This is a genomic window from Lichenihabitans psoromatis (assembly GCF_004323635.1).
GTDB lineage: Bacteria > Pseudomonadota > Alphaproteobacteria > Rhizobiales > Beijerinckiaceae > Lichenihabitans > Lichenihabitans psoromatis.
In genome coordinates this window covers 1,615,471-1,639,289 of record NZ_CP036515.1, presented here as the reverse complement: position 1 = coordinate 1,639,289, position 23,819 = coordinate 1,615,471, and the positions used below count along the sequence as shown (strand labels likewise).

Sequence of the window (23,819 nt, the reverse complement as noted above, 5' to 3'; positions counted from 1 at the left end):
GTGACAGGTGTTTTCAGAAAAGGGCTAAGCGATGTGTTCGTCGGGGCTTTGGAACGACAGGCCGAACAAGGCTGGTGGTCGGACGTCCTTGCCGACAAGAGTCTCCTTATCGCGATCAGGAACGAGTACCTGAACATCTACTGGCAGGGTCAGTCTCTGTTCACGATCCGGTTGAAAGGTGGCGCCGTCACTGCAAGCACGCATCCGAAGTACCTGGTCGACCCGGCACTGTCGAAGCAGGTGCCCTTCGACGGCGAAACATTCAAGATCGACGCGCTGCTAAGCAGCGGATTCATCCAGACCTACATGGGACCCGCCACGCTGAAGAAAATGAAGACGGCCGCCGGATCGTATTCGGGTGTTGAGAAGCAGGGTGTGCATGTGATGGTGTCACGCGACCTGGCCGTCGTGGATGTGGAGATCGCTTTGACCACGACCGGCATGGATGAAGCTGCGATTGCGGAGGCGGACGCTGGCAACCTCCCGCGTATCGACATCGCCAAATTCCAGGTAGGTTCTTCCGGTCCGGAGCTTGTATTCTGGGAAGCGAAAGACTTCGGCAACCCCGAACTCCGGGCCAGGGAAGGCGATGCGCCGGTCGTCGCGCAAATTGCGAAATACCAGGCGACGCTGAACCACCACCATGCGGACGTTGTGACGAGCTACAAGCGAGTTGCTAAGAACCTCACGCAGCTCGCAGCGATGAGCAAGGGCCATCGAAGCGTAGCCGCAATCATCAGCGAGGTTGCCGACGGCGCCGATTTGCATTTCGATCCGGCCGCAGTGGGGCTTGTCATTTTCGGCTTCGACGCAGCGCAACGAGATGATCCTAAATGGAAAGAGCATTTGAAAAAGTTGGAGAAGGGCGGCAAGGAACTTTTGAGGGCCGCGGGAGACCCTAAAAATATCCGCCTTTGAGCACGAGCCGGTTAGCCAAGCTGCCGGCCGTCAAGCCGTAGAATTGCCGCGATGGCTCGGGACGGAGCGGCTGTTCGGGCCTCTGCATTCTGGGTAGATCGCGACCTGACCTGGGAACATCCGCTCGTGTGGGTCTACTGGACCGGAGCTGCTAGAGCACCATCGGCGATATCCGATCTGCTCCACTTTAAAAAAGTCAGCAGCTTTAGGGGGGTGGCCCCGCTAAGCGATTCAACCTGATCAGATACTGATCTGGACCTTGGGCGCAACTTATGAACGTGCGATTTCGCAATCAGCTGGTAGTTATAGATGAGTACCCATGAGCGCAGCACAGAGCCCAGGAGCTTGCGGTGGCGCGGATTAGCCGGCTATTCTCTTAAATCAGCCAATATCGCCGGTTGCGGGCCAGCTTTTCACCGGTCCATTAGCCGAGCTTTGGCGCACAAGCTAAACTTCCGGCGCCCCAAGAACCCCGTAAATCAAAATTGAAGACGGTAAAATATTCGCATCATTTGCATGCGGAGCAGACTGCGATGGAATTGAAGAAACATTTCGGAACACTTGAAGAGTTCAAGGCTATTGTCAGTGAATGTGGCAAGCGCGGCATTTGGAGCGAAATACCGAAGCCACATCGGTTCCGGTTCAAAAGCCAGAAAGGCCAGATCGTCAATTGGTGGCCGCAAAACGGCACCGTGCAGGTGCAGGGTGCCGACTCCGAAGCTTTCGAGCTTCGATTACGACAAAAGCTTCAGAGCGGTAAGGGAGGAAGAGCCCAGCTCAGGCCGAAGGAAGGCCGACGCCCGAGCCTTCCGCGTAGCACTGCCACAATCCAAGCTGCTTTAGCCGCTGCTAAAAAGACCATCGCCGATGCACTTGGCTGCGAGCCCAATCAGATTCGTATCGTGATCGAACCGTAGCTGATCGACAGCTCATCAACAGCTGATCAAAGCCAATCCTTTTTAATCGTGACCTTCAGGCTGTCAGGATCAGTTGGATCTTCCTTGACGGCGCCTTTTCCACTCGCATTTTTCATTCGAAAACCAGGTCCGCCGATCCAATTTGTTTCGTCCTCGATCTCCAAAAGCCACTTGTATAAACGCGGGAAATGGCGGTTAGCGCCGACGTTCAATCGACTTTCGAGCTTTAGTTTCGCAAACATACTTTTTAGAGAGCGTCTTAAAAAGCTTGTCAGATCCACATCTACAGATTGTCCCGAAACACCGATCTCATTTGCAACTTCATAACAAGATAATTTGAATATACCTGGCGATATGTCTTCAGCGCTCTTTATTGGCATTGCTACTGGAGTCAATACGGGGAAGGGCACTGGCACCTCAACGGAAATCGTTGTGATAATCTCTTCGATTGTAACACTCGGTTTAAAATCAAAATATCCTTGCCAGCGTTTGCGTTCTTCCTCGAACTTAAGCTTCGGGCTGAGCAGTTTAACGCATTCTTTATGTTGATCATATGGTCTGCCACGTTCGAACACCAATTCTTCGCCGTAGAGCTGGTACCATCCTCTTTGGATAGCTCGAACCCAATAGAGATAAAACATTGCGGTGGTAAGACTTTCGTCGCCGGAGTCATTCAAGGACACGTGCCGCTCCAAAAATTACTTAGGGTTCATGCAACCGACTCACGCCGGCTCCAGCATCTGTATGCTGCAGTAGCACATTCGCAAGCTCCCTCCTGGAAAGGGCAACGCGGTGGCCCAATGCTTTTGGGTGTCAAAACTAAAAAGCGGATCTTGGGAGCTTTGCAAACTCGCTGTCAGCTGAGCTCCGCAACCCTGAAATTAAGCGATTTGGTCAAGCAGACGCCGACCTCCGGGCTCTCTTTTTGCCCGATTATGTTGATTCAGGTTCGATCCAAGCGTGTCGACTGACAGAACCATCGCCTCAGGGCTTCCGTGAAGCACGGCTTCGATTGCTCCCCCACCGTCAAAGCGTTACAATGAGCGCTTATAACAGGGTCGAGGCACTTCTATGTCACTTCAAAGCGAGTTGCGCAGGTTGTATGAGCACGAAATGGGGGCCCGTGAGTGTTTTGACGTGCTGGCCAGCTATGCCAACCGCATCACAGCCAGCTCAGTCGACACGATTCGCGACTACTCGGGGCAGCCTTACGAGCGCGTGATGACGCTGATGAAGCACCTGGCCAAGCTCGAGCTGGGCGATTTTCGAATCGGGCGCCATGGCAAGAAGACCCGTTTCATCTGGGCCTACAGCCCTCGAAGCATTGGCGAGGTCGCGCAAGGAAAAAATACCGAGCTCGACTCATACGAGGGCAATGAGCCTGCAGAGGAGGAGGAGAAGCCGGAGCTTGGATTACGCCATGGCCGGGCGCCGGGTGATATGGCCCTGAGCGGCACGGGCTATGCGGAAGTGATTGCCTCGGCAAAGCAGCTCCTGGCCGAGCGTTTGAATTTAAAACTCGAGCAAATCGACATTACGATCCGGCATTGAGGCCGTGATCAAAGCGGTACCGCGGCTTCTGGCGAGACAAATCGCCTAAAAGGCCTTATGGATCTCAAAGAGCTTGCAATGAGCTCAAAGAGCCTTATAAAGAGCCTATCGGACAGCGACGAGCCGCAGGCACAAAACCACACCCCAACCTCAGAATAGCACATAGCGCTTCAACGGTATGTGAATCCGCGATGTTTCGCGAAGGACGGGGAAGTTATGTCCTGCAATCGTTTCGGTCCGCTGGCAGCGGAGGTTACTATGAAACAACTCATCACTCGCGATACAGCGCAATTTGCAATTAATTTGATAGTATATATCGAAGATCTTCTTGATATGCGAAATATACTATATATTAAAAAGGGTACAGATGAAGTCTGGTTAGATGTTGATAAATTTAAAAGGATAGCGTTTTCCTGTAATGCATTTTATCAAGCTTTTTCAAAAGAATATCCAGGCGATAGTGAGCCGAGCGAGCCAGAAAAGAACTTAGGCGCCAAAGACCATAAGAGGTCTGCTCGATGAACATTCAGCTCTCCCCCGGACTTCTCAACGAACAGCAGCTGGCCATACGTTGGCAAATCAGTCCAAAGACCCTCCGCAACTTAAGAGTCAGCGGCGGTAGCGTGCGCTTTGTGCGCGTCGCCGGTGGTCGCTCGGTCCGCTACCGAATGGACGATGTGGTCGCGTGGGAAGAAGCTCACGCGGTTCAGTCGACCTCCCAGCAGGGAGCCCGCTAATGAGAAGATGGCATCGGCACTTACTGCCGGTGCCACCCTTCCGAGTGCGGCAACGCAAAGCTCGAAGGATGGCACGACAGCTCATACTCTGGCTGCCTAAAAAGGGGAAAACAGCGGCGGCCATCGTTTTAGCCGCGAAGCTACAAGGCTGCAGGCAGTCGGACAGATGTGGTTCTGCAGCCTGTCCGGTGTGTGCGACGGCGGCCCAGGAAAACTACGCTAAAGCACTCCGGGCCATGATTAGCACCAAGCCAAGCGACGGAACGGTTTTCACTCTGACATTGGTCACTGAGGCGGAGATGAAAGCGGTCGGCGACTTGAGCAGCTACGACCCGCTGAACCACAAGCGACGCCTCCGCCGTCAACTGGCAGAGCTCGGCATTTCATGGGCAGCGGGAGGTGTCGACATCTCGTTGAATGAGCACCAGCAGCAGCGCTATGTGCCTTTCTGGATGCCTCATGTGTACCTGATGGGAGTGACGACAGACATTGAGGCTCTCAGGAAGCAGCTGCGTGGTCTGTTCCCCGCTACGGATCGGATACCAAGGCCGGCTCTCCTGAATGTCTTCAAGGGTGGTCGGAGAGCCTCCCTATATGCGCTGAAGCCGGACTTTAATCGACGAGTAGGTAAGGACGACGACGTTCGTACTGTTCGAAGGACCGGAGCGCTGAGGCTCTGTCGTGCGACATCGAAGCAGCGACTTCGGTCGGCTGAACGGCTCGAACTTCGACTGTTTCTTGATGGACTGACGATCCCCGCTCGCTTCATCACACTCCGATGCCAAGTGCATCAATGCCAACAAAGCTACAGCATACGGCTAGCGCCTTGATGGTAGGCCGTTTGGCCGAAATCCTTCAGGAAAACAGCCAATTCCATTGAAAAAGTGACTGAACTGCACTTCGCCATTCGCTCGCTTTTTACCCTCATCATCAGCTTTCAAATCACCGTGCCGACCGTGCCAGCCGTGCCCCATTCCTGGCGCGATTAAGTGTCCGCGCCTCCCGGCACGCTGGACACGCACAGCACGCCAAAATCGAGGATCACCATGTCGAACCGCTCGAAACCCAAAACCGCCGCCGACCTTAGCTATCGCGATATTGTCGGCGTGACGAACAAAGACCCGTTACCGCCCCTTGTGCTTCTCGCAAACGCCGAGGATGAACGAACCGGCGACGCCAGCGAAATTTACGCCTTTCAAAAGCCGTCGGATCGGTTCGGAATCGAAAAGGTGGCGCGCGAAAAGGCCTTCAACCCCGACTCGCTTGCGCAGGCTCTCATCGCCAAAAACGGCCAATTGCCCCGCGACAGAGAAGCAGCAAGCACAATCGTCGAAACGGCATCGGCCAAGTCGCCGCGCGAACATTGGCTCTTCGTTCGAAATGACGGCTGGCAACCAAATTTCACAGCATTCTCGCATCGGGGCCAAATTTTCGGCAGCGCGGCGAAACCTCAGCTGATCCTCAAGCCACCGCTATCGAACAACACACGCAAATTTGCCCTAAGCCAAGCGGGCACGCCAGAAGGTTGGCAGCAGGTCATGCACATTGCCCATTATTCGACTCGCCTGCGCTTGGCTTTATGCGCCGCATTCGCAGCGCCGCTCCTCCGCGTCGTCGACCTTCAATCCTTCAGCATCGTGCTCGCCGGCAAGTCCAAAGCCGGAAAGTCGACAGCGTTGCTCGCCGCAGGGTCGGTCATCGGAATCGGCCTTGAAGGTGGTTTGCCCAACTTCAACGCGACGCCGTCTGCGCTGCAGGAGACGGCAGCCGAATTCGTCGATCGAGTTTTGCCGGTCAACGAGATTGGGCTGGTGAGCGGTCCGCGTAAAGATGCCTATCAAATCCTTCGCCCGCTCACCTACCGCTACTCTGAGGGGCGAGATACAGCGCGGCATAGCAAATCCGCTTATGGGACCGATGGTGCTCCTCTGGAGTGGCGCGGCATCATGCTGGTGAGTTCCGAAAATACGTTTGAGGCACTCGCTGAATTGGCCGCCGAAAAACGCGACGAGGGTGAGTATGCCCGGGCGTTTGACGTTCCTGCGCTCCACTCGGGCAACACGACCATCTTCGACAGCTTTCCACGTGGCTTACCGATTGAAGGTCGGGAGCAATGGGCTCGCGAAAAGCTGGTCGAACTGCGCCGCATTTGCGCCAACCACCATGGTCACGCCTTCGACACGTATGTTGCCTTCTTGGTAGCAAATCGTGCCACGCTACGGCGAAAGGTCGAGTTTCATATGCAGATGTTTATGGACTCAATGCGAGGTCGCCAGCTATCGGGTGCCCTTCAACACGCGGCTCGAAATTTTGCGATCTTGTACGCTGGTGCCGCCATGGCAGACAAGGCCGGCGTGGGTTCCAGATGGACCGCTGAGTCAACCCTCGTCGCATTGACGCGGTGCTTCGACGACGGGCTGCGCGAGATTTCAAACATGCAGAGCGTTGAAGAGCGCGCCCGAGCCAAACTTCTGCATCGCATTGGCTCGGTCGGTGAACTGCCTTCGGCGGGCGATCAATCCGACTGCCAAGCCTGGTACACAAGGAAGCCCAACGGGGAACGGATCTTTTGCGTTCGTTCGGCGCATTTCGCTGACTGGTTCGCTGAGCCGGCAGAGTTGCGTGCGGCCGTGAAGTGGCTATGGCAGTCTAAGCTTTTGAGCATCAGGGACGGTCAAAAGCCTGACTTACCCAACACCGAATGGGCGATCACGTTTCCCAAACTCGATGGGAAGGGTGCTCGGAGCTATCAATTTAAGGACCCAACGTCCTATAACTAACCGCCTCGCTGGTCACTGATTGGTCACTAAACACTGCTCAAATCGTAATGTGCCATGATAAAGACCAACGCCGCCGCAACAACCCTCTGAAACTACAACCAATTTCAGAGGCGTGATGGTGGGCGCTGTAGGTCTCGAACCTACGACCCGCTGATTAAGAGTCAGCTGCTCTACCAACTGAGCTAAGCGCCCATCACGCTGCTCGCCGTTGCAAGCAGGAGGTGCCATGTAGCAAGGACCGGCAGGGGTGTCCAGCCGCTTTCGAAAGAAATGCCGCCGGACACTTGGTTTTGCTGGCCTCGATCCTCAGCCCGCCGCCAAAACGTCGGGCGTGGCGGCGCGCATCGCCAGGATCTTGTTGAGCGCGCCGATATAGGCGCGGGCGGAGGCCACCAGCGTATCCGGATCGGCGCCCTTGGACGTGGCGGAGCGGCTGCCCTGGATGAGCCGGATCGAGACTTCGGCCTGGGCGTCTGTCCCCTCGGTCACGGCATGAACCTGATAGAGATCGAGCCCCGCTTCATGCGGCACGATCGAGCGGATGGCATTGAAGATCGCGTCGACCGGACCGTTGCCGGTCGCCTGACGCGTCGTATGCGTGCCCTCGATATCGAGCGTCAGGGTCGCGGATTGCGGGCCCATCGTGCCGGCGATCACGGTCAAGGCGACGAGGCGGATCCGCTCGTGCGCGCTGCCGATCTCGTCGTCGACCAGAGCCGCGAGATCCTCGTCGTAGACCGTCTTCTTGCGGTCGGCCAAATCCTTGAAGCGCTTGAAGGCGTCCTCGATGGCATTGTCGCCGAGCACATAGCCCATCTCGCGCAGTTTTTCCTTGAAGGCGTGGCGGCCCGAATGTTTGCCCATCACCAGCGAGGTCTTGGAGACGCCAACGCTTTCCGGCGTCATGATCTCGTAAGTCGAGGCATCCTTCAGCATCCCGTCCTGATGAATGCCGCTTTCATGCGCGAATGCATTTCGGCCGACGATCGCCTTGTTGTATTGCACCGGGAATGAGGTGACGGCCGACACGAGCTTGGAGGCGCGGGTCAACATCGTGCTGTCGATTGCGGTCGACAGGTTCAAGACGTCGCCGCGCGTTCGGATCGCCATCACGACCTCCTCGAGCGCCGCATTGCCGGCCCGCTCGCCGATGCCGTTGATGGTGGATTCGACCTGCCGGGCGCCGCCGTCGATCCCCGCCAAGGTGTTGGCGACCGCCAAGCCGAGGTCGTTGTGGCAATGGACCGAGAAGATCACCGCATCGGCACCCGGGACGCGTTCGCGAACCGACTGGAACATCGCCTTATATTCGTCGGGCAGCGCATAACCCACCGTATCGGGCAGGTTGATGGTCGTGGCACCGGCCCGGATCGCGGCTTCGACGCAACGGCACAGATAGTCGATCGGCGTGCGGGTCGCGTCCATGGCGGACCATTCGACGTCGTCGACGAGGCCGCGCGCCTGGGCCACCGTGCGGGTAATGATCTGCAGCACCTCGTCCTGGGTCTTCCGCATCTGATGGGCGAGATGGATCGGCGAGGTCGACACGAAGGTGTGGATGCGCGGCTTGACGGCATGGCGCACGGCCGCTCCGGCGCGGGCGATGTCGCCCTCGATGGCGCGGGCCAGCCCCGCCACCGTGGCGCGCTTGGTGCGGCGGGCGATCTCCGACACGGCTTCGAAGTCCCCCTCGGAGGCGATCGGAAAGCCTGCCTCGATGACGTCGACGCCCATCTCGTCGAGCAAGGCCGCGACGCTGAGTTTATCCTCGAACGTCATGGTGGCGCCCGGGGATTGCTCCCCGTCCCGCAGGGTCGTGTCGAAAATGACGATATGGTCGCGTGCCGGCGTGGCCGACTGATGCTGCGGTTCAGATTGTGACATGGGGTGATCCTTCAAAGCGTGCTGGCCCTCGCCTCTGCGTCGGGCTCGAAATCTGCCGAGACCTGCATCCCCTGAGCGCCCAGGCCAAAGGCCCGGCCGGCCCTCAGGGGCGGCTAAGAAGCAGGATCTGAAGAAGGAAAGCGGCTGCAGCGGCGAACGGCAGGCGCAGATCCGCTCGGGCCGCGTTGCGGACCCCGATCACCGAATCATTTTGGGCCAAATGAGCCACGAGACGCCTTCACCAGAGCTCCCGATCGCGGGAGCCGCAGGTGGTCATACAAGCAACACGACCACGCCACAAGAGGGGCCGCGATGGAGGCTGCGTCAGGCCGAGATGAGCGAGCGCTCTGGCACGGACACGGTTTCGGCCGCTGGCGGCTGCCGATAGCCGAGCCAAATCGGCTCGCCGCCGAGGCTTGCGATAAAAGCCGCATGAGCCTCGCGCTCGGCAGCCGTGATGACAGGCCGCAGCGGGCGCGGCCGCCGCATCTGGGCCGCATGCGCGTCGCCGCGCAGCACAACCACCTGGGTCGCGAGGCCGAGCGAGGTCTGCCGGCCACCCTGCAATTCGGCATAGACCTCGGCCAGGATCTGCGCGTCGACCAGGGCGCCATGTTTCACGCGGCGGGTGTTGTCGATCTTGTAGCGCTGGCAGAGCGCATCGAGCGAATTGGCGGCACCCGGATGACGACGGCGCGCCAGCGCCAGCGTATCCAGCACCATCTCCATGCCGATCGGCGGTCGCGCCAGCGTCTTCAATTCGCTATTGATGAAGCGCATGTCGAATTCGGCATTATGGATCACGAGCCGTGCGTCCTGCACGAAATCCAGAAACTCGTCCGCCACCTCGTGAAAAAGCCGATAGCCTGAGAGGAACTCGGCCGAGAGGCCATGAACGCGAAACGCATCGTCCGGCATGTCGCGTTGCGGGTTGATGTAGGTATGATACTCGCGCCCGGACGGGATCGAGTTGATGAGTTCGATCCCGGCGATCTCGACCAGCCGGTCGCCCTTGAAGGGGTCCAGCCCGGTCGTTTCCGTATCGAGAACGATCTCACGCATGCGTCGGCCCCTCACCTGATTTACGGCGCAGCGCGGCCAGCACGGCATCGACGCGATGTCGGGCGGCCGGAAGGCCCTCCCCCGTCTCGATCACGTAATCGGCGCGGCTGCGTTTCTCCGCATCCGGCATCTGCTTGGCCTTTATGGCCGAAAAGCGGGCCTCGGTCATGCCAGGGCGAGCCAGAACCCGCGCGTTTTGCACCGTTTCCGGTGCCGACACGACGATCACGGCATCGACGTCCTTGTCGGCCCCCGTCTCGAACAGAAGCGGGATATCGAGCACCACGAGCGACACCCCCGCCTTCTCGGCGGCGGCCAGGAAGGCGCGTCGTCTCGCCAAGACGAGCGGATGCACGATGGCTTCCAGCCGAGCGAGGGCCGCCGCATCGCCGAGCACCCTCTTGCCCAACGCTGCCCGGTCGATCGCCCCGTCGCGCGCGACACCCGGAAAAGCGGCCTCTACCACGGCGGCCGCCTCGCCGCGATAAAGGTCATGCACTGCCGCATCGGCGTCGAAGACTGGTACGCCGGCCTCGCGGATCATCGCGGCGGTGGTCGATTTGCCCATGCCGATCGAGCCGGTCAGGCCCACGACCATCATGGCCGCCTCCCCGCCTTGAAGTCGACTGTGGTCAGTGGTTCCGCAAGGCGTGGACGCCCGGCAAGGTCTTGCCTTCCAGCCATTCGAGAAAAGCACCGCCGGCGGTGGAGATATAAGTAAACTCCGCCGCGACACCGGCCGCGTTCAGGGCCGACACGGTATCGCCGCCGCCCGCGATGGTCACCAGATCGCCAGCCTGTGTCATGGCGGCCGCCTGCTTCGCGATCGCCATGGTGCCAGCGTCGAACGGTTTCATCTCGAACGCTCCGAACGGCCCGTTCCAGACCAGCGTCTTGGTGCGGCGGAGGATGGAGGCGACGTTTTCGATTGATGTCGGCCCCGTGTCGAGCATCATGTCGTCGGCCTCGACGGCATCGACCGACACGGCGCGCGACGGCGCGTTGGCTTTGAATTCTTTCGCCACGACGGCATCGACCGGCAAGACGATCTCGCACGCGCCGGCTTCGGCCAGAATTTTGCGGGCGGTGTCGAGCAAATCGTGTTCGCAAAGCGATTTCCCGACCGCCTTGCCCTGCGCGGCCAGGAAGGTATTGGCCATGCCGCCGCCGATGATCAGAATATCGACTTTCTTGACGAGGTTGCCGAGCAATTCGAGTTTGGTCGAGACCTTGGCGCCACCGACGATCGCCGCGACGGGGCGATCCGGCCGGTCGAGTGCCTTCGACAGCGCCTCGAGTTCAGCCGTCATGCTATGGCCCGCATAAGCCGGCAGTTTGCGGGCAAGACCCTCGGTCGTGGCATGGGCGCGGTGCGCGGCCGAGAAGGCATCGTTGACGTAGACGTCGCCGAGGGCCGCCAGCGCGGTGACGAAATCCGGGTCGTTCTTTTCCTCGCCTGAGTGGAAGCGGGTATTTTCGAGCAGCAGCACATCGCCGGGCTGCATCGCCGCGATGGCGCGGGACGAAGCCTCGATGCCATGCGGCGCGAAAGCAACCGGGTGGCCGAGATGATCGGCCAGATAGGTGGTTAGAAAGTTTAGCGAATTGGCCTCGTCCGGACCGGCCTTGGGTCGTCCGAAATGAGCCAGCAGGATTACCTTGCCGCCCTTATCGGCGATGGTCCGAATGGTCGGGACGACGCGCTCGATGCGGGTCGTGTCGCTGACGACGCCATTCTCGACCGGCACGTTGAGATCGACGCGGACCAGCACGCGCTTGCCCGCAAATGGCGCGTCATGAAGCGTCTTGAAATCGGCCATGGTGGTTGCCTCGAACGTGAACAATGCCCGGCTCGCCTCCGCTGGCGGCATGGGGCACCCGAGTGGTCCCTTGCCCGGGCCTCCGCCGAAGCGGAGGTCCGTATAGGGTCGATCAGATGAGTTTGGCCATAGCCACGGCCGTGTCGGCCATGCGGTTCGAAAAGCCCCACTCGTTGTCGTACCAGGCCAGAACACGGACGAAATTGCCGTCGATCACCTTGGTCTGGTCCATGTGGAAGGTCGAGGAATGCGGGTCGTGGTTGAAGTCGATCGACACATTCGGCGCTTCGGTGATGTTCAGCACGCCCTTGAGCTCCTGCTCGGACGCACGCTTCATGGCGGCGTTGATTTCCTCGACCGTGGTGTCGCGCTTGGTCACGACCTTGAGGTCGATCAGCGAGACGTTCGGGGTCGGCACGCGAACCGCGGCGCCGTCGAGCTTACCCTTGAGTTCCGGCAGCACGAGACCGATCGCCTTGGCGGCGCCGGTGGAGGTTGGGATCGACGACAGCGCCGCCGCACGGCCGCGGTAGAGATCCTTGTGCAACGTGTCCAGCGTCGGCTGGTCGCCCGTGTAGGAATGGACCGTCGTCATGAAGCCCTTCTCGATGCCGAGGATGTCGCTCAGCACCTTGGCGACGGGCGCGAGGCAGTTGGTCGTGCAGGAGCCGTTGGAGACGACGAGATGCTCGGCCGTCAGCTTGTCGTGGTTGACGCCGTAGACGACCGTGAGATCGGCATTGTCGGCCGGCGCCGACACCAGAACGCGCTTGGCCCCGGCCGTGAGGTGAGCGGCCGCCTTGTCGCGGGTCGTGAAGATGCCGGTGCATTCGAGCGCGATATCAACGCCGAGTTCCTTGTGCGGCAGGGTCGCCGGGTCCTTGATGGCCGTGACCTTGATGGGGCCGCGACCGGCGTCGATCGTGTCGCCCTCGACCGTCACTTTATGTGGGAAGCGACCGTGCACGCTGTCGAAGCGGAGCAGATGCGCGTTGGTTTCGACCGAGCCGAGATCGTTGATGGCCACGACCTCGATATCGGTCCGGCCCGATTCGATGATGGCACGCAGGATGTTGCGCCCGATGCGACCGAACCCGTTGATGGCGACCTTGACCGTCATGTCAGCAAAACTCCTGAAGCGGGCGGCTCCCGGGCCGCCTGATGCCGTTTCAGGCTCTGCCTATCACCTTTTATGACGGAACAGGACCCCCCTTTTTTTGACATTGCGAGGGGGCAGCGCGGAGCCGGCCGTTTGACCTTCCGGCGTTTCGACGCCAGGGTTGCGCGGGTTCGGTATTCGGCAAATCGCCCGATGTCGCCCTCCAGTAAGGACCGCCATCCCTCCCATGACCCTCCCACGACGGCTTGAAGACGCCCTGGCGCGATTAGCCGCGGCGGTCGATCACCTGGAAGCGGCGGCCGAGCGGCAGGCCGATGCCATCGCTGCGCGCGGCGATCTCGAGGAGGAGTTTTTGGTCCTGCAAGACGATCGATCACGCCTCGCGGTCGAACTCGATGGCGCCTTGGCCCGCAGCCGCACCCTGTTGGCTGCCACGACCGACGTGTCAGCGCGGCTCGACCGGGCCGGTGCGACGGTCGAGACCGTTCTGGCCCACCTCGATCCGGCCTCCAGCGAAGCGCTCCACGACCGCGGCGCCGCAGCCGACAGTTCCGAGTAAGGAGTTCCATGCCCCAGGTGTCGGTGACGATCGCCGGACGGCTCTACCGCATGGCGTGCGGCGAGGGCGAGGAGGAGCATCTCCAGGGTCTTGCCCGCAGGTTGGATGGCAAGATCACCGACCTGCGCGCGCATTTCGGCGAGATCGGCGACCAGCGCATCACCGTCATGGCCGCCATCACGATGGCGGACGATCTATCGGAAGCCGAGCGGCGTATCGCCGCCCTCGAGGCCGACGTGGCCGAATTCCAACGCGAGCGCGAGGCGGGCGCGGCCTCGATCGACGCCATCGGTGACCGCGTCGCGGCCACGCTCGACGATGCGGCCGCACGGATCGACAAGATCGCCGGCAGCCTCAACGCTCCCCGAGGCTGACGGCGTTCACGGGGCTGCGAGTTCAGGCCGGCAGGTTGGCGTTTTGCGGGAACATGAAGCGGCGCGCTTCCTCGTCCATCTCGGTCTTGAAGGTGAAGCGGCTCTTGATGGCTTCAGCCCGGATTGCGGCGGGGCGCGCGGTGATCTCGTCGAGCAGCCGTTTGACGTTGGGAAGCGTCGCGAACACATCCGGCCCAATCACGAAAGGCAGCATCCGGGCCCAGCCCCACGCCGCCATGTCGACGATCGTATAGGTGTCGCCCAGCATATAGGGCTGGGCGGCCAAGCGAGCCTCGACGATGCCCCAATGGCGCATCACCTCATGCGTGTAACGGTTGATCGCATAGGGGATGGGTTCGGGCGTGAAATGCCGAAAGTGGACCGCCTGCCCCGAATAGGGACCGATCCCGCTCGCCACGAACATCAGCCATGACAGCAATTGGCCGCGCGCCGCATCGCCGGCGGGCGGTAGGAATTTGCCGGTCTTTTCGGCGAGGTAAAGCAGGATCGCATTGCTGTCGAAGACGGTCGTGTCGCCATCCACGATCGCGGGCAGTTTGCCGTTGGGGTTGATGGCCAAAAACGCCGGAGCGAACTGCTCGCCCTTGCGACCGTCGACCGGAACGATGTCATAGGGCAGCCCGAGTTCCTCGAGCAGCAACGCCACTTTCAGCGGGTTCGGAGCGGCATTATAATAGAACGTCAGCATGCTGGTTCCTCCATCGTCGCTCGGGCGATCCGACGTCGCCTGCTTTACAGCGATGTGGCGGATCGGTCGAGCCATCGCGGGAAGCGCGGCGCAGGGGAGAATGCGTCACGGCTCTGGCATTCCGGCCGACGCGCGCTTAGATTGCGAGTGCGGAGCTGCGGGGTGCGTGAGGTATGTATTCCCGGGGCCTTATCGATTCCAAGGGAGCTGTCCCTGATCTCGTCCGTGGACTTGGTCATATGGCGCCCACCTACGTTGTAGGTTCCCGGGATCGAAGCCCACGGCCATCGTGGCCCCGTACTGTCTTTTGGTCTCAGCCTCGGCGCGTTCATGGCATTCAACAAGGCTGAGCTTCGGGCGGTGGCGCTGGCCAAGCGTCATGCCATGCCCGATGCGGCGCGCATCCGTTTCGCAGCCCGGCTCGCAAGCCTTGGCCCCCGCCTCGTTCACGATTATGCGCCTAAGAACGATAGTCTCGTCGTGGCGCTCTATTCGGCGATTGGGGCCGAGCCAGACCTGCTGCCGCTCGCGCAGGCGCTGGCCGCCGCCGCCGTGCCGACCGCGCTGCCGATCACCGGCCAAGCGGGCGATCCCTTGACGTTCCGCCTGTGGAGACCGGGCGACCCTCTCGTTCCGGGGCGACGCAGCATCGGCGAACCTCATGGAGATGCCGAGGTCGTCGACCCCGATGTGCTGTTCGTGCCGCTCGCCGTCTTCGACCGGCGCGGGCATCGCATCGGCTATGGGGCCGGCTATTACGACATCACGCTCGCGGCGCTGCGACGCCGCAAGTCGGTTTTGGCGATCGGCGTCGCCTATGCGGAGCAGGAGGTGTTGTTCATCCCCGCTGAGCCGCATGACCAGCCGCTCGATCTCGTGCTGACGGAGCGCGAAACCCTTTTGTGCAAAGACTGATCTCATGCGTTTGTTGTTCATCGGCGATGTCATGGGCCGCTCCGGCCGAACCGCCATCGCGACCGAGTTGCCCCGCCTGAAAGCGGAGTGGCAACTCGATTGCATCGTGGTCAATGGCGAGAATGCCGCGGGCGGAAATGGCATCACCGAGGCGATCTGCACCGACATCATCGAGGCGGGCGCCGATGCGGTGACGCTCGGCAACCACTCGTTCGACCAGCGCGAAGCCCTGGTGTTCATCGAGCGCGAGCCGCGTCTCATTCGCCCGCTGAATTATCCGAAAGGCACCCCAGGACGGGGCGTGGCGCTGATCGAGATCGCCGACGGGCGGCGCGTCCTGGTCATGAACGTCATGGGGCGCGTCTTCATGGATGCGCTCGACGATCCCTTCGCGGGTGTCGAGCGCGAGGTCGAGGCCTGCCCGCTCGGATTGGGCTGCGACGCCATGCTGATCGATGTCCATGCCGAAGCCACCAGCGAGAAGCTCGCCATGGCGCATCTGCTCGACGGGCGGGCCAGCCTCGTGGTCGGCACCCACACGCATGTGCCGACCGCCGACCACCAAATCCTGCCGAACGGCACCGCCTACCAATCCGACGCCGGGATGACGGGGGATTATGACAGCGTCATCGGGGTCCAGAAGGAGGAGCCGATCCGCCGCTTTCTGACCAAACTGCCGGGAAGCCGTTATGAGCCCGCCGCCGGCCCCGCGACGCTTTGCGGGGTGGCGGTCGAGACCGACGATGCGACCGGCCTCGCGGTCAAAATCGCGCCAGTGCGGATCGGCGGTCGCCTCAGCCAAACGCGGCCGGATTTCTGGGGCCGCGCCTGACAAATCCTCGCGGCGGCTAAAGCGTGTCGAGGTCGTCGCGGACCTTACGGAGAATGGCCCGCAGCTTGTCGGATTGCTCCGCCGTCATCGAACCCGACCGCAACTTTTCGTGCAGGGCCGACCGCAGCGCGTGCAACTCCTCGCCGATCGCCGACTGGCGGATGTCGCCCGAGGCTTGATCGAGCTGCTGGTTGATCTTGTCGAGTTCGGCGCGGTTCTCCTCGATATAGGCCGTGCCGGCCTCGGTGATCGAATAGAGCCGCTTGTTGCCGGTAGTAACCGATGAAACCAGGTCGGCCTCCTCGAGCATCTGCAGCATCGGATAAATCGCGCCGGGGCTGGGGCTATAGGCGCCCTGGAACCGCGCTTCGAGCGCCTTGATGATGTCGTAGCCATGGCGCGGCTCGACCGCGATCAGCCCGAGGACGACGAGGCGCAGCGCGCCCGAATCGAACATGCGGGGGCCACGTCCGCCGAAGGGGCCGCCGCGATGGCGCCCGAGCGGGCCGCCGTGACCACGACCGCGCGGCCGGTCCTGCCGATCGCGGTCATGATGCCCGTCGCGATCTTGACGATTATCGTGCTCGTCGCTGGGACCAGCCGCATGGCGGCCGTCCCGCTCGTGTTGACGGAGCCCGGATCCATGGCGGTCGGACCCATGACGGTCTGAGTGGAAAAAATGGTGGAACATGTGAGTGCCTCTCCAGGAATGCTTTTGCATGAGACTGATCTATGCAAAGATATATCTTTGGTCAAGATATATCTTTTGTAAGATAGCACTGAAATGAAAAACCCCTCGGATCGCTCCGAAGGGCTGGTCGTGTCTCGGGTCGGGCGACGTGCCGTTCGAAGCCGTGATCGGCGGAACCGACCCGGTCAGTGAGACGGCTCAGCCGCTGCTATGGGGTACCCTGCTGACGCTTGCGTGCGGTCGCGACCGCATCCTGAAACCCTTTCAGGTCGAGCGCTTGATTGACCAGCAACGGGCCGATCAGAAAGATCGGCGTGCCGGGAAAGTCCATCTTGGTGGCCTGCTTCTCGGTGCGGGCCAGCAAAGCGTCGATCTCGGCCCCGTGTTGCTTGAGATCGGCGTCGAGCCGCGCCGGATCGGCACCCGCTTTGATCGCGATATCGCGCACCTGCTCGGCACTGACCTTGCGGTGATGGGTGCCGAGCAACGCCTGATGCACGGCCAGGTACTTGCCCTGATATTGCGCCGCGAGCGCCAGTCGCGCTGCCTCGACCGACACCTTTCCGAAGATCGGCCAATCCTTGTAGACGAGGCGAAGACCCGGATCGGCCGCCATCAACTGTTCCAGAGCCGGCTCGGCCTTCATGCAGAAAGTGCAATTGTAATCGAAGAACGCCACGATCGTGACATCGCCCTTTGGATTGCCAGCGGTCGGCGTCTGCGGATCATCGGTGAGGGCGGCCCGCGTCAGGTCCGGGTCGGTGGCGGGTGACGCACTCGCGGGCGGCGCGGTCTCGGCGTGCGTCGGGAGACAGAGAGGCCCCAGACAAAACAGAGCGACCGAGATGGCGGCGGCGGATCGACGAAGGCTGGACATGGCTGGGCCCCTTCTGGCTGCATCGCGCGTCGATAGCACAGGGGGCCAAAAAGACCGATCCTCCTCAGCGGATCGTGGACGCGGTCGCTCAGGCGGGTCTGAATCCAGCCGCGCGACGTCGTCTTCTTTCTTCGTAGGACCAGCTTAGCAACCCTGGAAGATCAAATGACCGATCCGGCGCAAGCCGAGTCGTTGACGATGTGACGTCTCCGTTCATACACATCATGGGCGAAGCGGGACGGGAGCGGTGACGTGAAAAGACCGGGTTTTGCAAACGTGCCCGCTGCTGACTTCAAAGATCGCTTCGGAAAGACAGCTTACCAAACCGTCTTTGCGGTTTGCTTCTCGCTCTTTAGCCCTGTGCGTGGAGTCCATTGCGTCCCTTGCTCGCCGTTCTCGATGAGTCGACGTTGAGAGTCTGGGAGGCCGACGACGCGACGGGATCGTTCCGGTGTGTCCAGCAGCTCGGCTCATCCGTGTCTGCGATCTCGTTTTCGCCAGATGGGCGGCTTGCTGCTGCCTACGGATCGATCGTTGTCATATTTTCTCAGCGAAGATCGTCAATGCCCGTGTCTTCACAGCAGGGCATGCAGCACGGGGAACCGGCCGCCGGAGCAGGACCATGACAACCGAGACACATAATACCGATTTGGAGCCTCAGGCTTCTCCCGTGGTCCATGGACGCATGATCCTGACGGCCGGTGATGTCACGCGGGCCTATCAGCTCCATAGCCGGGCCAAGCTGACCAGCCGAACGATGGTTGTCGCCTTGGGGATCTGCCTTACAATCCTCGCGGTTTTCCTCATCGCAACCCTTGACGATTGGGAGGCCATTGCGGTCGGCCTTGTGGGTGGCTTGATCGGCGGCCTCCTGGTGCCCCGCGTGATCATCCGTTGGGTTCTTCCGATATCAGCGCGGCGCATCTTCGCGCAGCAACGCAATCTGCAGCAGCCGATCGCGGTCGTCTGCGACGCGAGAGGCCTCCATACGACGACCGAAACCGCTACGGGCGTGACGCCGTGGCCCAACTACATGCATCTTCGCGAGGATGAACATATACTGCTGCTCTATCACTCCGATGCGCTCTTTCAGATCGTGGCGAAACGGTTTTTCACCGCCGCCGATGTCGCCACCATGCACGACCTCTATCGGGCCGCTCGAGCGCCATGAAGAGCGAGGGAACGCCCGACCGTGCGGCCGGGCGTTCCGATCACCTCAGTTAATGGCGCGGCTCAGCGGCTCTGCACCGGCACCCTCGAGTTCGGGCTCGTCTGCCTGATCGCCGAACAGCAGACCCGACCGGCCCGCCGTGATCGGCACGGTCTCGCCATCGCCGACTTGCCCCGAGAGGATCATCTCGGCCAGCGGATCCTGCACCACTTTCTGGATCACCCGCTTCAACGGCCGCGCGCCATAGGCCGGGTCGTAGCCCTTTTCGGCCAAAAAGGCGCGGGCGCGCGGATCGATGTCGAGCGTGATCTTGCGATCCTCCAGCAGCTTGGCGAGACGCAACAGCTGGATGTCGACGATCGCGCCCATATCGTCCCGCCGCAGGCGGTGGAACAGGATGATCTCGTCGACCCGGTTGAGGAACTCGGGCCGGAAATGCCCGCGCACCACGCCCATCACCTGCTCGCGCACCTCGGCCGTGTCTTCGCCATCCTTCTGCAAGGACAGATATTCAGACCCGAGATTCGAGGTCATGATGATGAGGACGTTGCGGAAATCCACCGTCCGGCCCTGCCCGTCGGTCAGGCGCCCGTCGTCGAGCACCTGCAGCAGCACGTTGAACACGTCCGGATGCGCCTTTTCGATCTCGTCGAACAGCACGACCTGGTATGGCCGCCGCCGCACCGCCTCGGTCAGCGCGCCGCCCTCCTCGTAACCGACATAGCCCGGAGGCGCCCCGATCAGCCGCGAGACTGAATGTTTCTCCATATATTCGGACATGTCGATGCGGACCATCGCGCTCTCGTCGTCGAACAGGAAGCTCGCGAGCGCCTTGGTAAGTTCGGTCTTGCCGACGCCCGTCGGGCCAAGGAACATGAACGAGCCGATCGGCCGGTTCGGGTCCTGCAGCCCGGCGCGAGCCCGACGCACCGCTGTCGCGACCGATCGCACCGCCTCGGGCTGACCGACGACACGCTTGCCAATGGCCTGTTCCATCTTGAGCAGCTTGTCCTTCTCGCCCTGCAGCATCTTGTCGACCGGCACGCCCGTCCAGCGCGACACCACCTGCGCCACATGGTCGGCCGTCACGGCCTCGTCGACCAGCCGCCCCTGCGCCGCGCCTTCATTGTCGGCCAGCCTTTTCTCGAGATCCGGGATCACGCCATAGGTCAGTTCCCCGGCGCGCTGATATTCGCCGCGGCGTTGCGCCTGAACGAGATCGTTGCGCGCGGCTTCGAGCTGCTCCTTGATCTTGGTGGCGCTCCCGAGCTTGTCCTTCTCGGCCCGCCACCGCACCGTGAGGGCGTCGGATCGCTCCTGCAGATCATCGAGTTCGGACGACAGCTTCAGCAGGCGATCGACCGAGGCCTGATCGGTCTCCTTCTTGAGCGCTTCCTGCTCGATCTTGAGCTGGATGATGCGTCGATCGAGTTCGTCTAAAGCCTCGGGTTTGCTATCGACCTGCATCCGCAGGCGCGAAGCCGCCTCGTCGACGAGATCGATCGCTTTGTCGGGCAGAAACCGATCCGCGATGTAGCGGTTCGACAGGGTCGCGGCCGCCACGATGGCACTGTCGTTGATCCGCACGCCGTGATGCAGCTCGTATTTCTCCTTGAGACCGCGCAGGATCGAGATCGTGTCCTCGACCGTCGGCTCGCTGACGAAGACCGGCTGAAACCGGCGCGCCAGAGCCGCGTCCTTTTCGACGTGTTTGCGGAATTCCTCGAGCGTGGTCGCCCCGATGCAATGGAGTTCGCCGCGCGCCAAAGCGGGTTTCAGCAGGTTGGACGCATCCATCGCGCCATCGGCCTTGCCGGCCCCGACCAGCGTGTGCATCTCGTCGATGAACAGGATGATGCCACCGTTGGCCGCCGTCACTTCGTTTAAAACGGCCTTCAATCGCTCCTCGAACTCACCGCGATATTTCGCGCCGGCGATCAGCGACCCCATGTCGAGCGATAGAAGCTTCTTGTCGTGCAGACTTTCGGGCACGTCGCCATTGACGATGCGGAGCGCCAAACCTTCGACGATCGCGGTCTTGCCGACGCCCGGCTCGCCGATCAGCACCGGGTTGTTCTTGGTGCGGCGCGACAACACTTGGATCGAGCGGCGGATTTCCTCGTCGCGGCCGATCACGGGGTCGAGCTTGCCGGCCCGCGCCGCTTCGGTCAGGTCGCGCGCATATTTCTTCAGCGCGTCGTAGCTGCTCTCGGCCGAGGCGCTATCGGCCGTGCGGCCCTTGCGGAGATCCTCGATCGCGGCATTGAGGGTCTGGGGTGAAACGCCCACGCTTTCGAGGATGCGGGAGGCGTCGGTGCCCTTCTCCATGGCGAGCGCAAGCAGCAGCCGCTCGACCGTGACGAAACTATCGCCGGCTTTCTGGGCGATCTTCTCGGCTTGATCGAAAACCCGCGCGGTCGCCTGGCCTAGGTAGACCTGTCCGGCGCCCGACCCTTGCACCTTCGGAAGCTTTCCGAGCGCGAGTTCGGTCTGAGTCAGGGCCTCACGCGAGCGGCCGCCCGCCTTGTCGATGAGGCCCGCCGCCAAGCCTTCCTGGTCGTCGAGCAGCACCTTCAGCACATGTTCGGGCGTGAATTGCTGGTGACCTTCACGCAGGGCCAGCGATTGGGCCGATTGGACGAAGCCGCGTGCCCGCTCGGTGAATTTTTCGAAGTTCATCTTGTTCCTCCATGGCGTCGCGCCTCCCGAAGCAAGACGGACGAGCCGACAAAGGACCGGTCCCATCGGGCAACCGGTCTGAAGCCGATGTGGGATGCCCAGAAGCCGAGTTGAAGGGCTCCGACCGGGCTGATGATACTTTTTTGCAACAGCCTTGCTCGAGGCAAGCTCGAGATATGCTCGAGGCAAGCTCGAGATATGCTCGAGGCAAGCTCGAGATATGCTCGAGACACGCTCGAGACCACTCGATGCTTGGGTTCGCGCTCGTCAGGAAACGGAACGAGTAAGCCGGCGGCAATTTCGAAAAACCGTCATATGGCGCCACTACGGTGCGCCGCAATTCGATTGTTGGAGAAGAGCATGATGCGCGTCCCCCTGCCCCGGTTTGCCGTCGCCCTGGTCGGGCTCGCGATGACGGTCGGATCAGGCTGGGCTCAAGACACGACGCGGCCCCATAACGTTGTGCTGATCGTGCCCGACGGTCTTCGCGCCGGCATCGTGCGCGCCGAAACGGCGCCCGCCATGGCGGCGTTGCGCGACAAGGGCGTGAACTTCCGCAACAGCCATTCGGTGTTCCCGACCTTCACGATGCCGAACGCCTCCGCCATGGCGACCGGGCACTCTCTCGGCGACACCGGCGTGTTCAGCAACACGATCTACAGCGGCTTTCCGGTGCCGACCGCCAATTCCTCGTTGACCCCGTTTATCGAAAACGACCCGGTGCTCGGCGATATCGACGAGCATTACATGGGCGACTTCCTCGACGAGGAGACCGTCATGAAGGCGGCGCGGGACGCTGGCTACAACACCGCCGCGATCGGCAAGGTCGGTCCGGCGCTGATCTTCGACCATACGGGGCGCGATGGTACCAAGACCGTCCTGCTCGACGATATGACCGGCACGGCCAATGGCATTCGCCTGGCGCCGTGGCTGCTCGATGCGCTGCAGAGCGCGAGCTTGCCGACCCATACGCCGGCGCGCGGCGATAACGGCCAGGCCGGAACCGCCAGCGTGGCGGGAACCAAGAGCGCCAATGTGCTGCAGCAGGCCTGGTTTGCCGACGTGCTGACCCGCGTGGTGCTGCCGAAGTTCAAAGCCGACGACAAGCCCTTCTTCGTGGTGTTCTGGTCGCGCGATCCTGACGGGACCCAGCATTATCAGGGCGACAGCCTGTTGAGGCTGGTGCCCGGCATCAACGGCCCGACCTCGATGGCGGCGATCCGCAACGTCGACAACAATGTCGCGCAGATCCGTCAGGCGCTCGCCGATCTCGGCCTCGCCGACAGCACCAACGTGATCACCAGTGCCGATCACGGCTTCTCGACGATCTCGAAGGAGAGCGACACCAGCCCGGCCGCGAAAATGACGATCGATGGTACGCCGGCCGGCCTGCTGCCCGGTGGTTTCGTGGCGCTCGATCTCGCTAAAACGCTCGGCCTGACCCTGTTCGATCCAGACCAGAAAAGCGCCAAAGTCGCCGAAGGCCAGCGCACTCGCTTCGCCAACGGCCTGATCGGCAACGACCCGGCCAAGCCGGACGTGGTAGTGGCGGCCAATGGTGGCTCCGACCTCGTCTATCTGCCCCAGGGCGACAAGGCGATGGCCGGCAAGGTGATCGATTTCCTGTTGTCGCAAGATTATGTGAGCGGGTTGTTCGTCGACGAAACGCTTGGCACCTTCCCGGGAACGCTGCCGCTCAGCGCCATCAATCTGCGCGGCACCGCCCTGACGCCGATGCCGGCCATCGTGGTCAATTTCAAGAGTTTCTCGACCGGCTGCGCCGACGCGCCCTTGTGCACGGTCGAAGTCGCCGATTCCACGCTGCAACAAGGCCAGGGGATGCACGGCAGCTTCAGCCGCGGCGATACGTGGAACTTCCAGGCGGCGATCGGCCCCGACTTCAAGGCCGGCTATGTCGATGCGGCACCGAGCAGCAATGCCGATATCGGCCAGACGATCGCGGCCCTCATGCGGCTCAGCCCGAAAAGCAAGGGGGCCCTGATCGGTCGGCCGCTGACAGAGGCGATGCCGAACGGCGCGGAGCCCGAGCATCGGGCGGGGTCGCTCGTCTCGGCCGCCGCGCGCAACGGACTGGTCACCGTGTTGAACTATCAGACCGCCAACGGCGTCCGCTATTTCGATGCCGCCGGCTTTCCGGGTCGCACCGTGGGATTGTCGAACGGGCAGCCCTAAAGGCGCTGTCGCGCTTGCGGGGAAAGCGGG

General features: G+C 61.6%; 22 protein-coding genes, 1 tRNA gene and 1 other RNA gene. 13 read left to right on the top strand and 11 right to left on the bottom strand.

Going from position 1 to position 23,819, the window contains the following annotated elements:
* Together EY713_RS07610 and EY713_RS07605 are read left to right on the top strand one after the other, a co-directional pair.
* On the top strand, positions 1-918 hold the full coding sequence (locus EY713_RS07610; protein WP_131114266.1) for a hypothetical protein: 918 nt from the start codon (positions 1-3) through the stop codon (positions 916-918).
* A 533-nt stretch (positions 919-1,451) separates the two neighbouring features.
* Positions 1,452-1,835, top strand: a complete 384-nt coding sequence (locus EY713_RS07605) for a hypothetical protein (RefSeq protein ID WP_131114265.1) — start codon at positions 1,452-1,454, stop codon at positions 1,833-1,835.
* A gap of 26 nt (positions 1,836-1,861) precedes the next feature.
* Here the strand turns inward: EY713_RS07605 and EY713_RS07600 are convergent, their stop codons facing one another.
* Positions 1,862-2,518: a hypothetical protein gene (locus EY713_RS07600; protein WP_131114264.1), complete on the bottom strand. Its 657-nt coding sequence runs from the start codon at positions 2,516-2,518 to the stop codon at positions 1,862-1,864.
* Between the two features lie 388 nt (positions 2,519-2,906).
* Between EY713_RS07600 and EY713_RS07595 the strand changes: the two genes are divergently transcribed.
* From EY713_RS07595 to EY713_RS07585, 3 genes are all read left to right on the top strand, one after another.
* The gene (locus tag EY713_RS07595; protein WP_131114263.1) at positions 2,907-3,386 is read left to right on the top strand and encodes a hypothetical protein; all 480 of its coding nucleotides are present in this window, start codon (positions 2,907-2,909) and stop codon (positions 3,384-3,386) included.
* 258 nt (positions 3,387-3,644) lie between these two features.
* Positions 3,645-3,908 (top strand): hypothetical protein, encoded by a 264-nt coding sequence (locus EY713_RS07590; RefSeq protein WP_131114262.1) that lies wholly within the window; start codon positions 3,645-3,647, stop codon positions 3,906-3,908.
* Between the two features lie 1,261 nt (positions 3,909-5,169).
* A complete protein-coding gene (locus tag EY713_RS07585) occupies positions 5,170-6,903 on the top strand; it encodes a DUF927 domain-containing protein (protein ID WP_131114261.1) in 1,734 nt (577 codons plus the stop codon).
* Positions 6,904-7,019: 116 nt separating this feature from the next.
* Here the strand turns inward: EY713_RS07585 and EY713_RS07580 are convergent.
* The 6 genes from EY713_RS07580 to gap form a co-directional block, all read right to left on the bottom strand.
* Positions 7,020-7,095 (bottom strand) — tRNA-Lys (locus tag EY713_RS07580).
* Positions 7,096-7,209: 114 nt separating this feature from the next.
* The gene (locus EY713_RS07575; protein WP_131114260.1) at positions 7,210-8,787 is read right to left on the bottom strand and encodes a 2-isopropylmalate synthase; all 1,578 of its coding nucleotides are present in this window, start codon (positions 8,785-8,787) and stop codon (positions 7,210-7,212) included.
* A 324-nt stretch (positions 8,788-9,111) separates the two neighbouring features.
* Positions 9,112-9,849, bottom strand: a complete 738-nt coding sequence (gene dnaQ / locus EY713_RS07570; protein ID WP_131114259.1) for a DNA polymerase III subunit epsilon — start codon at positions 9,847-9,849, stop codon at positions 9,112-9,114.
* Entirely contained in the window at positions 9,842-10,450 is a 609-nt protein-coding gene (coaE, locus tag EY713_RS07565) for a dephospho-CoA kinase (protein ID WP_131114258.1), read from the bottom strand. The genes dnaQ and coaE overlap by 8 nt, the downstream gene beginning before the upstream one ends.
* Before the next feature lie 31 nt (positions 10,451-10,481).
* Complete coding sequence (locus EY713_RS07560; RefSeq protein ID WP_131119433.1) at positions 10,482-11,669, bottom strand: phosphoglycerate kinase; 1,188 nt, start codon at positions 11,667-11,669, stop codon at positions 10,482-10,484.
* Positions 11,670-11,781: 112 nt separating this feature from the next.
* The gene (gene gap / locus EY713_RS07555) at positions 11,782-12,789 is read right to left on the bottom strand and encodes a type I glyceraldehyde-3-phosphate dehydrogenase (RefSeq protein WP_131114257.1); all 1,008 of its coding nucleotides are present in this window, start codon (positions 12,787-12,789) and stop codon (positions 11,782-11,784) included.
* Between the two features lie 226 nt (positions 12,790-13,015).
* Here gap and EY713_RS07550 point away from each other — a divergent pair, with 226 nt between their 5' ends.
* Complete coding sequence (locus tag EY713_RS07550) at positions 13,016-13,348, top strand: DUF4164 family protein (RefSeq protein ID WP_131114256.1); 333 nt, start codon at positions 13,016-13,018, stop codon at positions 13,346-13,348.
* 8 nt (positions 13,349-13,356) lie between these two features.
* Positions 13,357-13,722 (top strand): cell division protein ZapA, encoded by a 366-nt coding sequence (locus EY713_RS07545; protein WP_131114255.1) that lies wholly within the window; start codon positions 13,357-13,359, stop codon positions 13,720-13,722.
* Positions 13,723-13,744: 22 nt separating this feature from the next.
* Here the strand turns inward: EY713_RS07545 and EY713_RS07540 are convergent, their stop codons facing one another.
* The gene (locus EY713_RS07540; protein WP_131114254.1) at positions 13,745-14,431 is read right to left on the bottom strand and encodes a glutathione S-transferase family protein; all 687 of its coding nucleotides are present in this window, start codon (positions 14,429-14,431) and stop codon (positions 13,745-13,747) included.
* Between the two features lie 149 nt (positions 14,432-14,580).
* Between EY713_RS07540 and ssrS the strand changes: the two genes are divergently transcribed.
* The 3 genes from ssrS to EY713_RS07525 all read left to right on the top strand — a co-directional run bounded on the left by ssrS (position 14,581) and on the right by EY713_RS07525 (position 16,178).
* A non-coding RNA gene (ssrS, locus tag EY713_RS07535) (6S RNA) lies at positions 14,581-14,731 on the top strand.
* A gap of 30 nt (positions 14,732-14,761) precedes the next feature.
* Positions 14,762-15,346 (top strand): 5-formyltetrahydrofolate cyclo-ligase, encoded by a 585-nt coding sequence (locus EY713_RS07530; protein WP_131114253.1) that lies wholly within the window; start codon positions 14,762-14,764, stop codon positions 15,344-15,346.
* A gap of 4 nt (positions 15,347-15,350) precedes the next feature.
* Positions 15,351-16,178, top strand: coding sequence for a TIGR00282 family metallophosphoesterase (locus EY713_RS07525; protein WP_131114252.1), 828 nt, complete (start codon positions 15,351-15,353; stop codon positions 16,176-16,178).
* 16 nt (positions 16,179-16,194) lie between these two features.
* Here the strand turns inward: EY713_RS07525 and EY713_RS07520 are convergent, their stop codons facing one another.
* Complete coding sequence (locus EY713_RS07520) at positions 16,195-16,635, bottom strand: PadR family transcriptional regulator (RefSeq protein ID WP_245504282.1); 441 nt, start codon at positions 16,633-16,635, stop codon at positions 16,195-16,197.
* A 33-nt stretch (positions 16,636-16,668) separates the two neighbouring features.
* On the opposite strand from EY713_RS07520, the gene EY713_RS23110 reads away from it, so the two are divergent.
* Positions 16,669-16,848: a hypothetical protein gene (locus EY713_RS23110; protein WP_245572934.1), complete on the top strand. Its 180-nt coding sequence runs from the start codon at positions 16,669-16,671 to the stop codon at positions 16,846-16,848.
* 229 nt (positions 16,849-17,077) lie between these two features.
* Here EY713_RS23110 and EY713_RS07515 read toward each other — a convergent pair whose 3' ends face one another.
* Positions 17,078-17,746 carry a DsbA family protein gene (locus tag EY713_RS07515; RefSeq protein ID WP_131114250.1) on the bottom strand — a complete coding sequence of 223 codons (669 nt, stop codon included), beginning with the start codon at positions 17,744-17,746 and terminating at the stop codon, positions 17,078-17,080.
* A gap of 622 nt (positions 17,747-18,368) precedes the next feature.
* On the opposite strand from EY713_RS07515, the gene EY713_RS07510 reads away from it, so the two are divergent.
* Positions 18,369-18,917 (top strand): YcxB family protein, encoded by a 549-nt coding sequence (locus tag EY713_RS07510; protein WP_131114249.1) that lies wholly within the window; start codon positions 18,369-18,371, stop codon positions 18,915-18,917.
* Positions 18,918-18,962: 45 nt separating this feature from the next.
* On the opposite strand, the gene clpB is transcribed toward EY713_RS07510, so the two are convergent.
* The gene (gene clpB / locus EY713_RS07505) at positions 18,963-21,596 is read right to left on the bottom strand and encodes an ATP-dependent chaperone ClpB (RefSeq protein ID WP_131114248.1); all 2,634 of its coding nucleotides are present in this window, start codon (positions 21,594-21,596) and stop codon (positions 18,963-18,965) included.
* A 363-nt stretch (positions 21,597-21,959) separates the two neighbouring features.
* On the opposite strand from clpB, the gene EY713_RS07500 reads away from it, so the two are divergent.
* Positions 21,960-23,789: an alkaline phosphatase family protein gene (locus EY713_RS07500; RefSeq protein WP_131119431.1), complete on the top strand. Its 1,830-nt coding sequence runs from the start codon at positions 21,960-21,962 to the stop codon at positions 23,787-23,789.
* Positions 23,790-23,819 lie beyond the last annotated feature (30 nt).

Excerpts from the sequence above, each read along its gene's own strand:
- dnaQ (WP_131114259.1), bottom strand. The coding sequence starts at position 9,849 with ATGCGTGAGATCGTTCTCGATACGGAAACGACCGGGCTGGACCCCTTC.
- EY713_RS07590 (WP_131114262.1), top strand. The coding sequence starts at position 3,645 with ATGAAACAACTCATCACTCGCGATACAGCGCAATTTGCAATTAATTTG.
- EY713_RS07530 (WP_131114253.1), top strand. The coding sequence starts at position 14,762 with ATGGCATTCAACAAGGCTGAGCTTCGGGCGGTGGCGCTGGCCAAGCGT.
- EY713_RS07575 (WP_131114260.1), bottom strand. The coding sequence starts at position 8,787 with ATGTCACAATCTGAACCGCAGCATCAGTCGGCCACGCCGGCACGCGAC.
- EY713_RS07595 (WP_131114263.1), top strand. The coding sequence starts at position 2,907 with ATGTCACTTCAAAGCGAGTTGCGCAGGTTGTATGAGCACGAAATGGGG.
- EY713_RS07500 (WP_131119431.1), top strand. The coding sequence starts at position 21,960 with ATGCGCGTCCCCCTGCCCCGGTTTGCCGTCGCCCTGGTCGGGCTCGCG.
- EY713_RS23110 (WP_245572934.1), top strand. The coding sequence starts at position 16,669 with ATGGCGCCCGAGCGGGCCGCCGTGACCACGACCGCGCGGCCGGTCCTG.
- EY713_RS07605 (WP_131114265.1), top strand. The coding sequence starts at position 1,452 with ATGGAATTGAAGAAACATTTCGGAACACTTGAAGAGTTCAAGGCTATT.
- clpB (WP_131114248.1), bottom strand. The coding sequence starts at position 21,596 with ATGAACTTCGAAAAATTCACCGAGCGGGCACGCGGCTTCGTCCAATCG.
- EY713_RS07540 (WP_131114254.1), bottom strand. The coding sequence starts at position 14,431 with ATGCTGACGTTCTATTATAATGCCGCTCCGAACCCGCTGAAAGTGGCG.
- EY713_RS07560 (WP_131119433.1), bottom strand. The coding sequence starts at position 11,669 with ATGGCCGATTTCAAGACGCTTCATGACGCGCCATTTGCGGGCAAGCGC.
- gap (WP_131114257.1), bottom strand. The coding sequence starts at position 12,789 with ATGACGGTCAAGGTCGCCATCAACGGGTTCGGTCGCATCGGGCGCAAC.
- EY713_RS07525 (WP_131114252.1), top strand. The coding sequence starts at position 15,351 with ATGCGTTTGTTGTTCATCGGCGATGTCATGGGCCGCTCCGGCCGAACC.
- EY713_RS07545 (WP_131114255.1), top strand. The coding sequence starts at position 13,357 with ATGCCCCAGGTGTCGGTGACGATCGCCGGACGGCTCTACCGCATGGCG.
- EY713_RS07585 (WP_131114261.1), top strand. The coding sequence starts at position 5,170 with ATGTCGAACCGCTCGAAACCCAAAACCGCCGCCGACCTTAGCTATCGC.
- EY713_RS07520 (WP_245504282.1), bottom strand. The coding sequence starts at position 16,635 with ATGTTCGATTCGGGCGCGCTGCGCCTCGTCGTCCTCGGGCTGATCGCG.
- coaE (WP_131114258.1), bottom strand. The coding sequence starts at position 10,450 with ATGATGGTCGTGGGCCTGACCGGCTCGATCGGCATGGGCAAATCGACC.
- EY713_RS07510 (WP_131114249.1), top strand. The coding sequence starts at position 18,369 with ATGACAACCGAGACACATAATACCGATTTGGAGCCTCAGGCTTCTCCC.
- EY713_RS07550 (WP_131114256.1), top strand. The coding sequence starts at position 13,016 with ATGACCCTCCCACGACGGCTTGAAGACGCCCTGGCGCGATTAGCCGCG.
- EY713_RS07515 (WP_131114250.1), bottom strand. The coding sequence starts at position 17,746 with ATGTCCAGCCTTCGTCGATCCGCCGCCGCCATCTCGGTCGCTCTGTTT.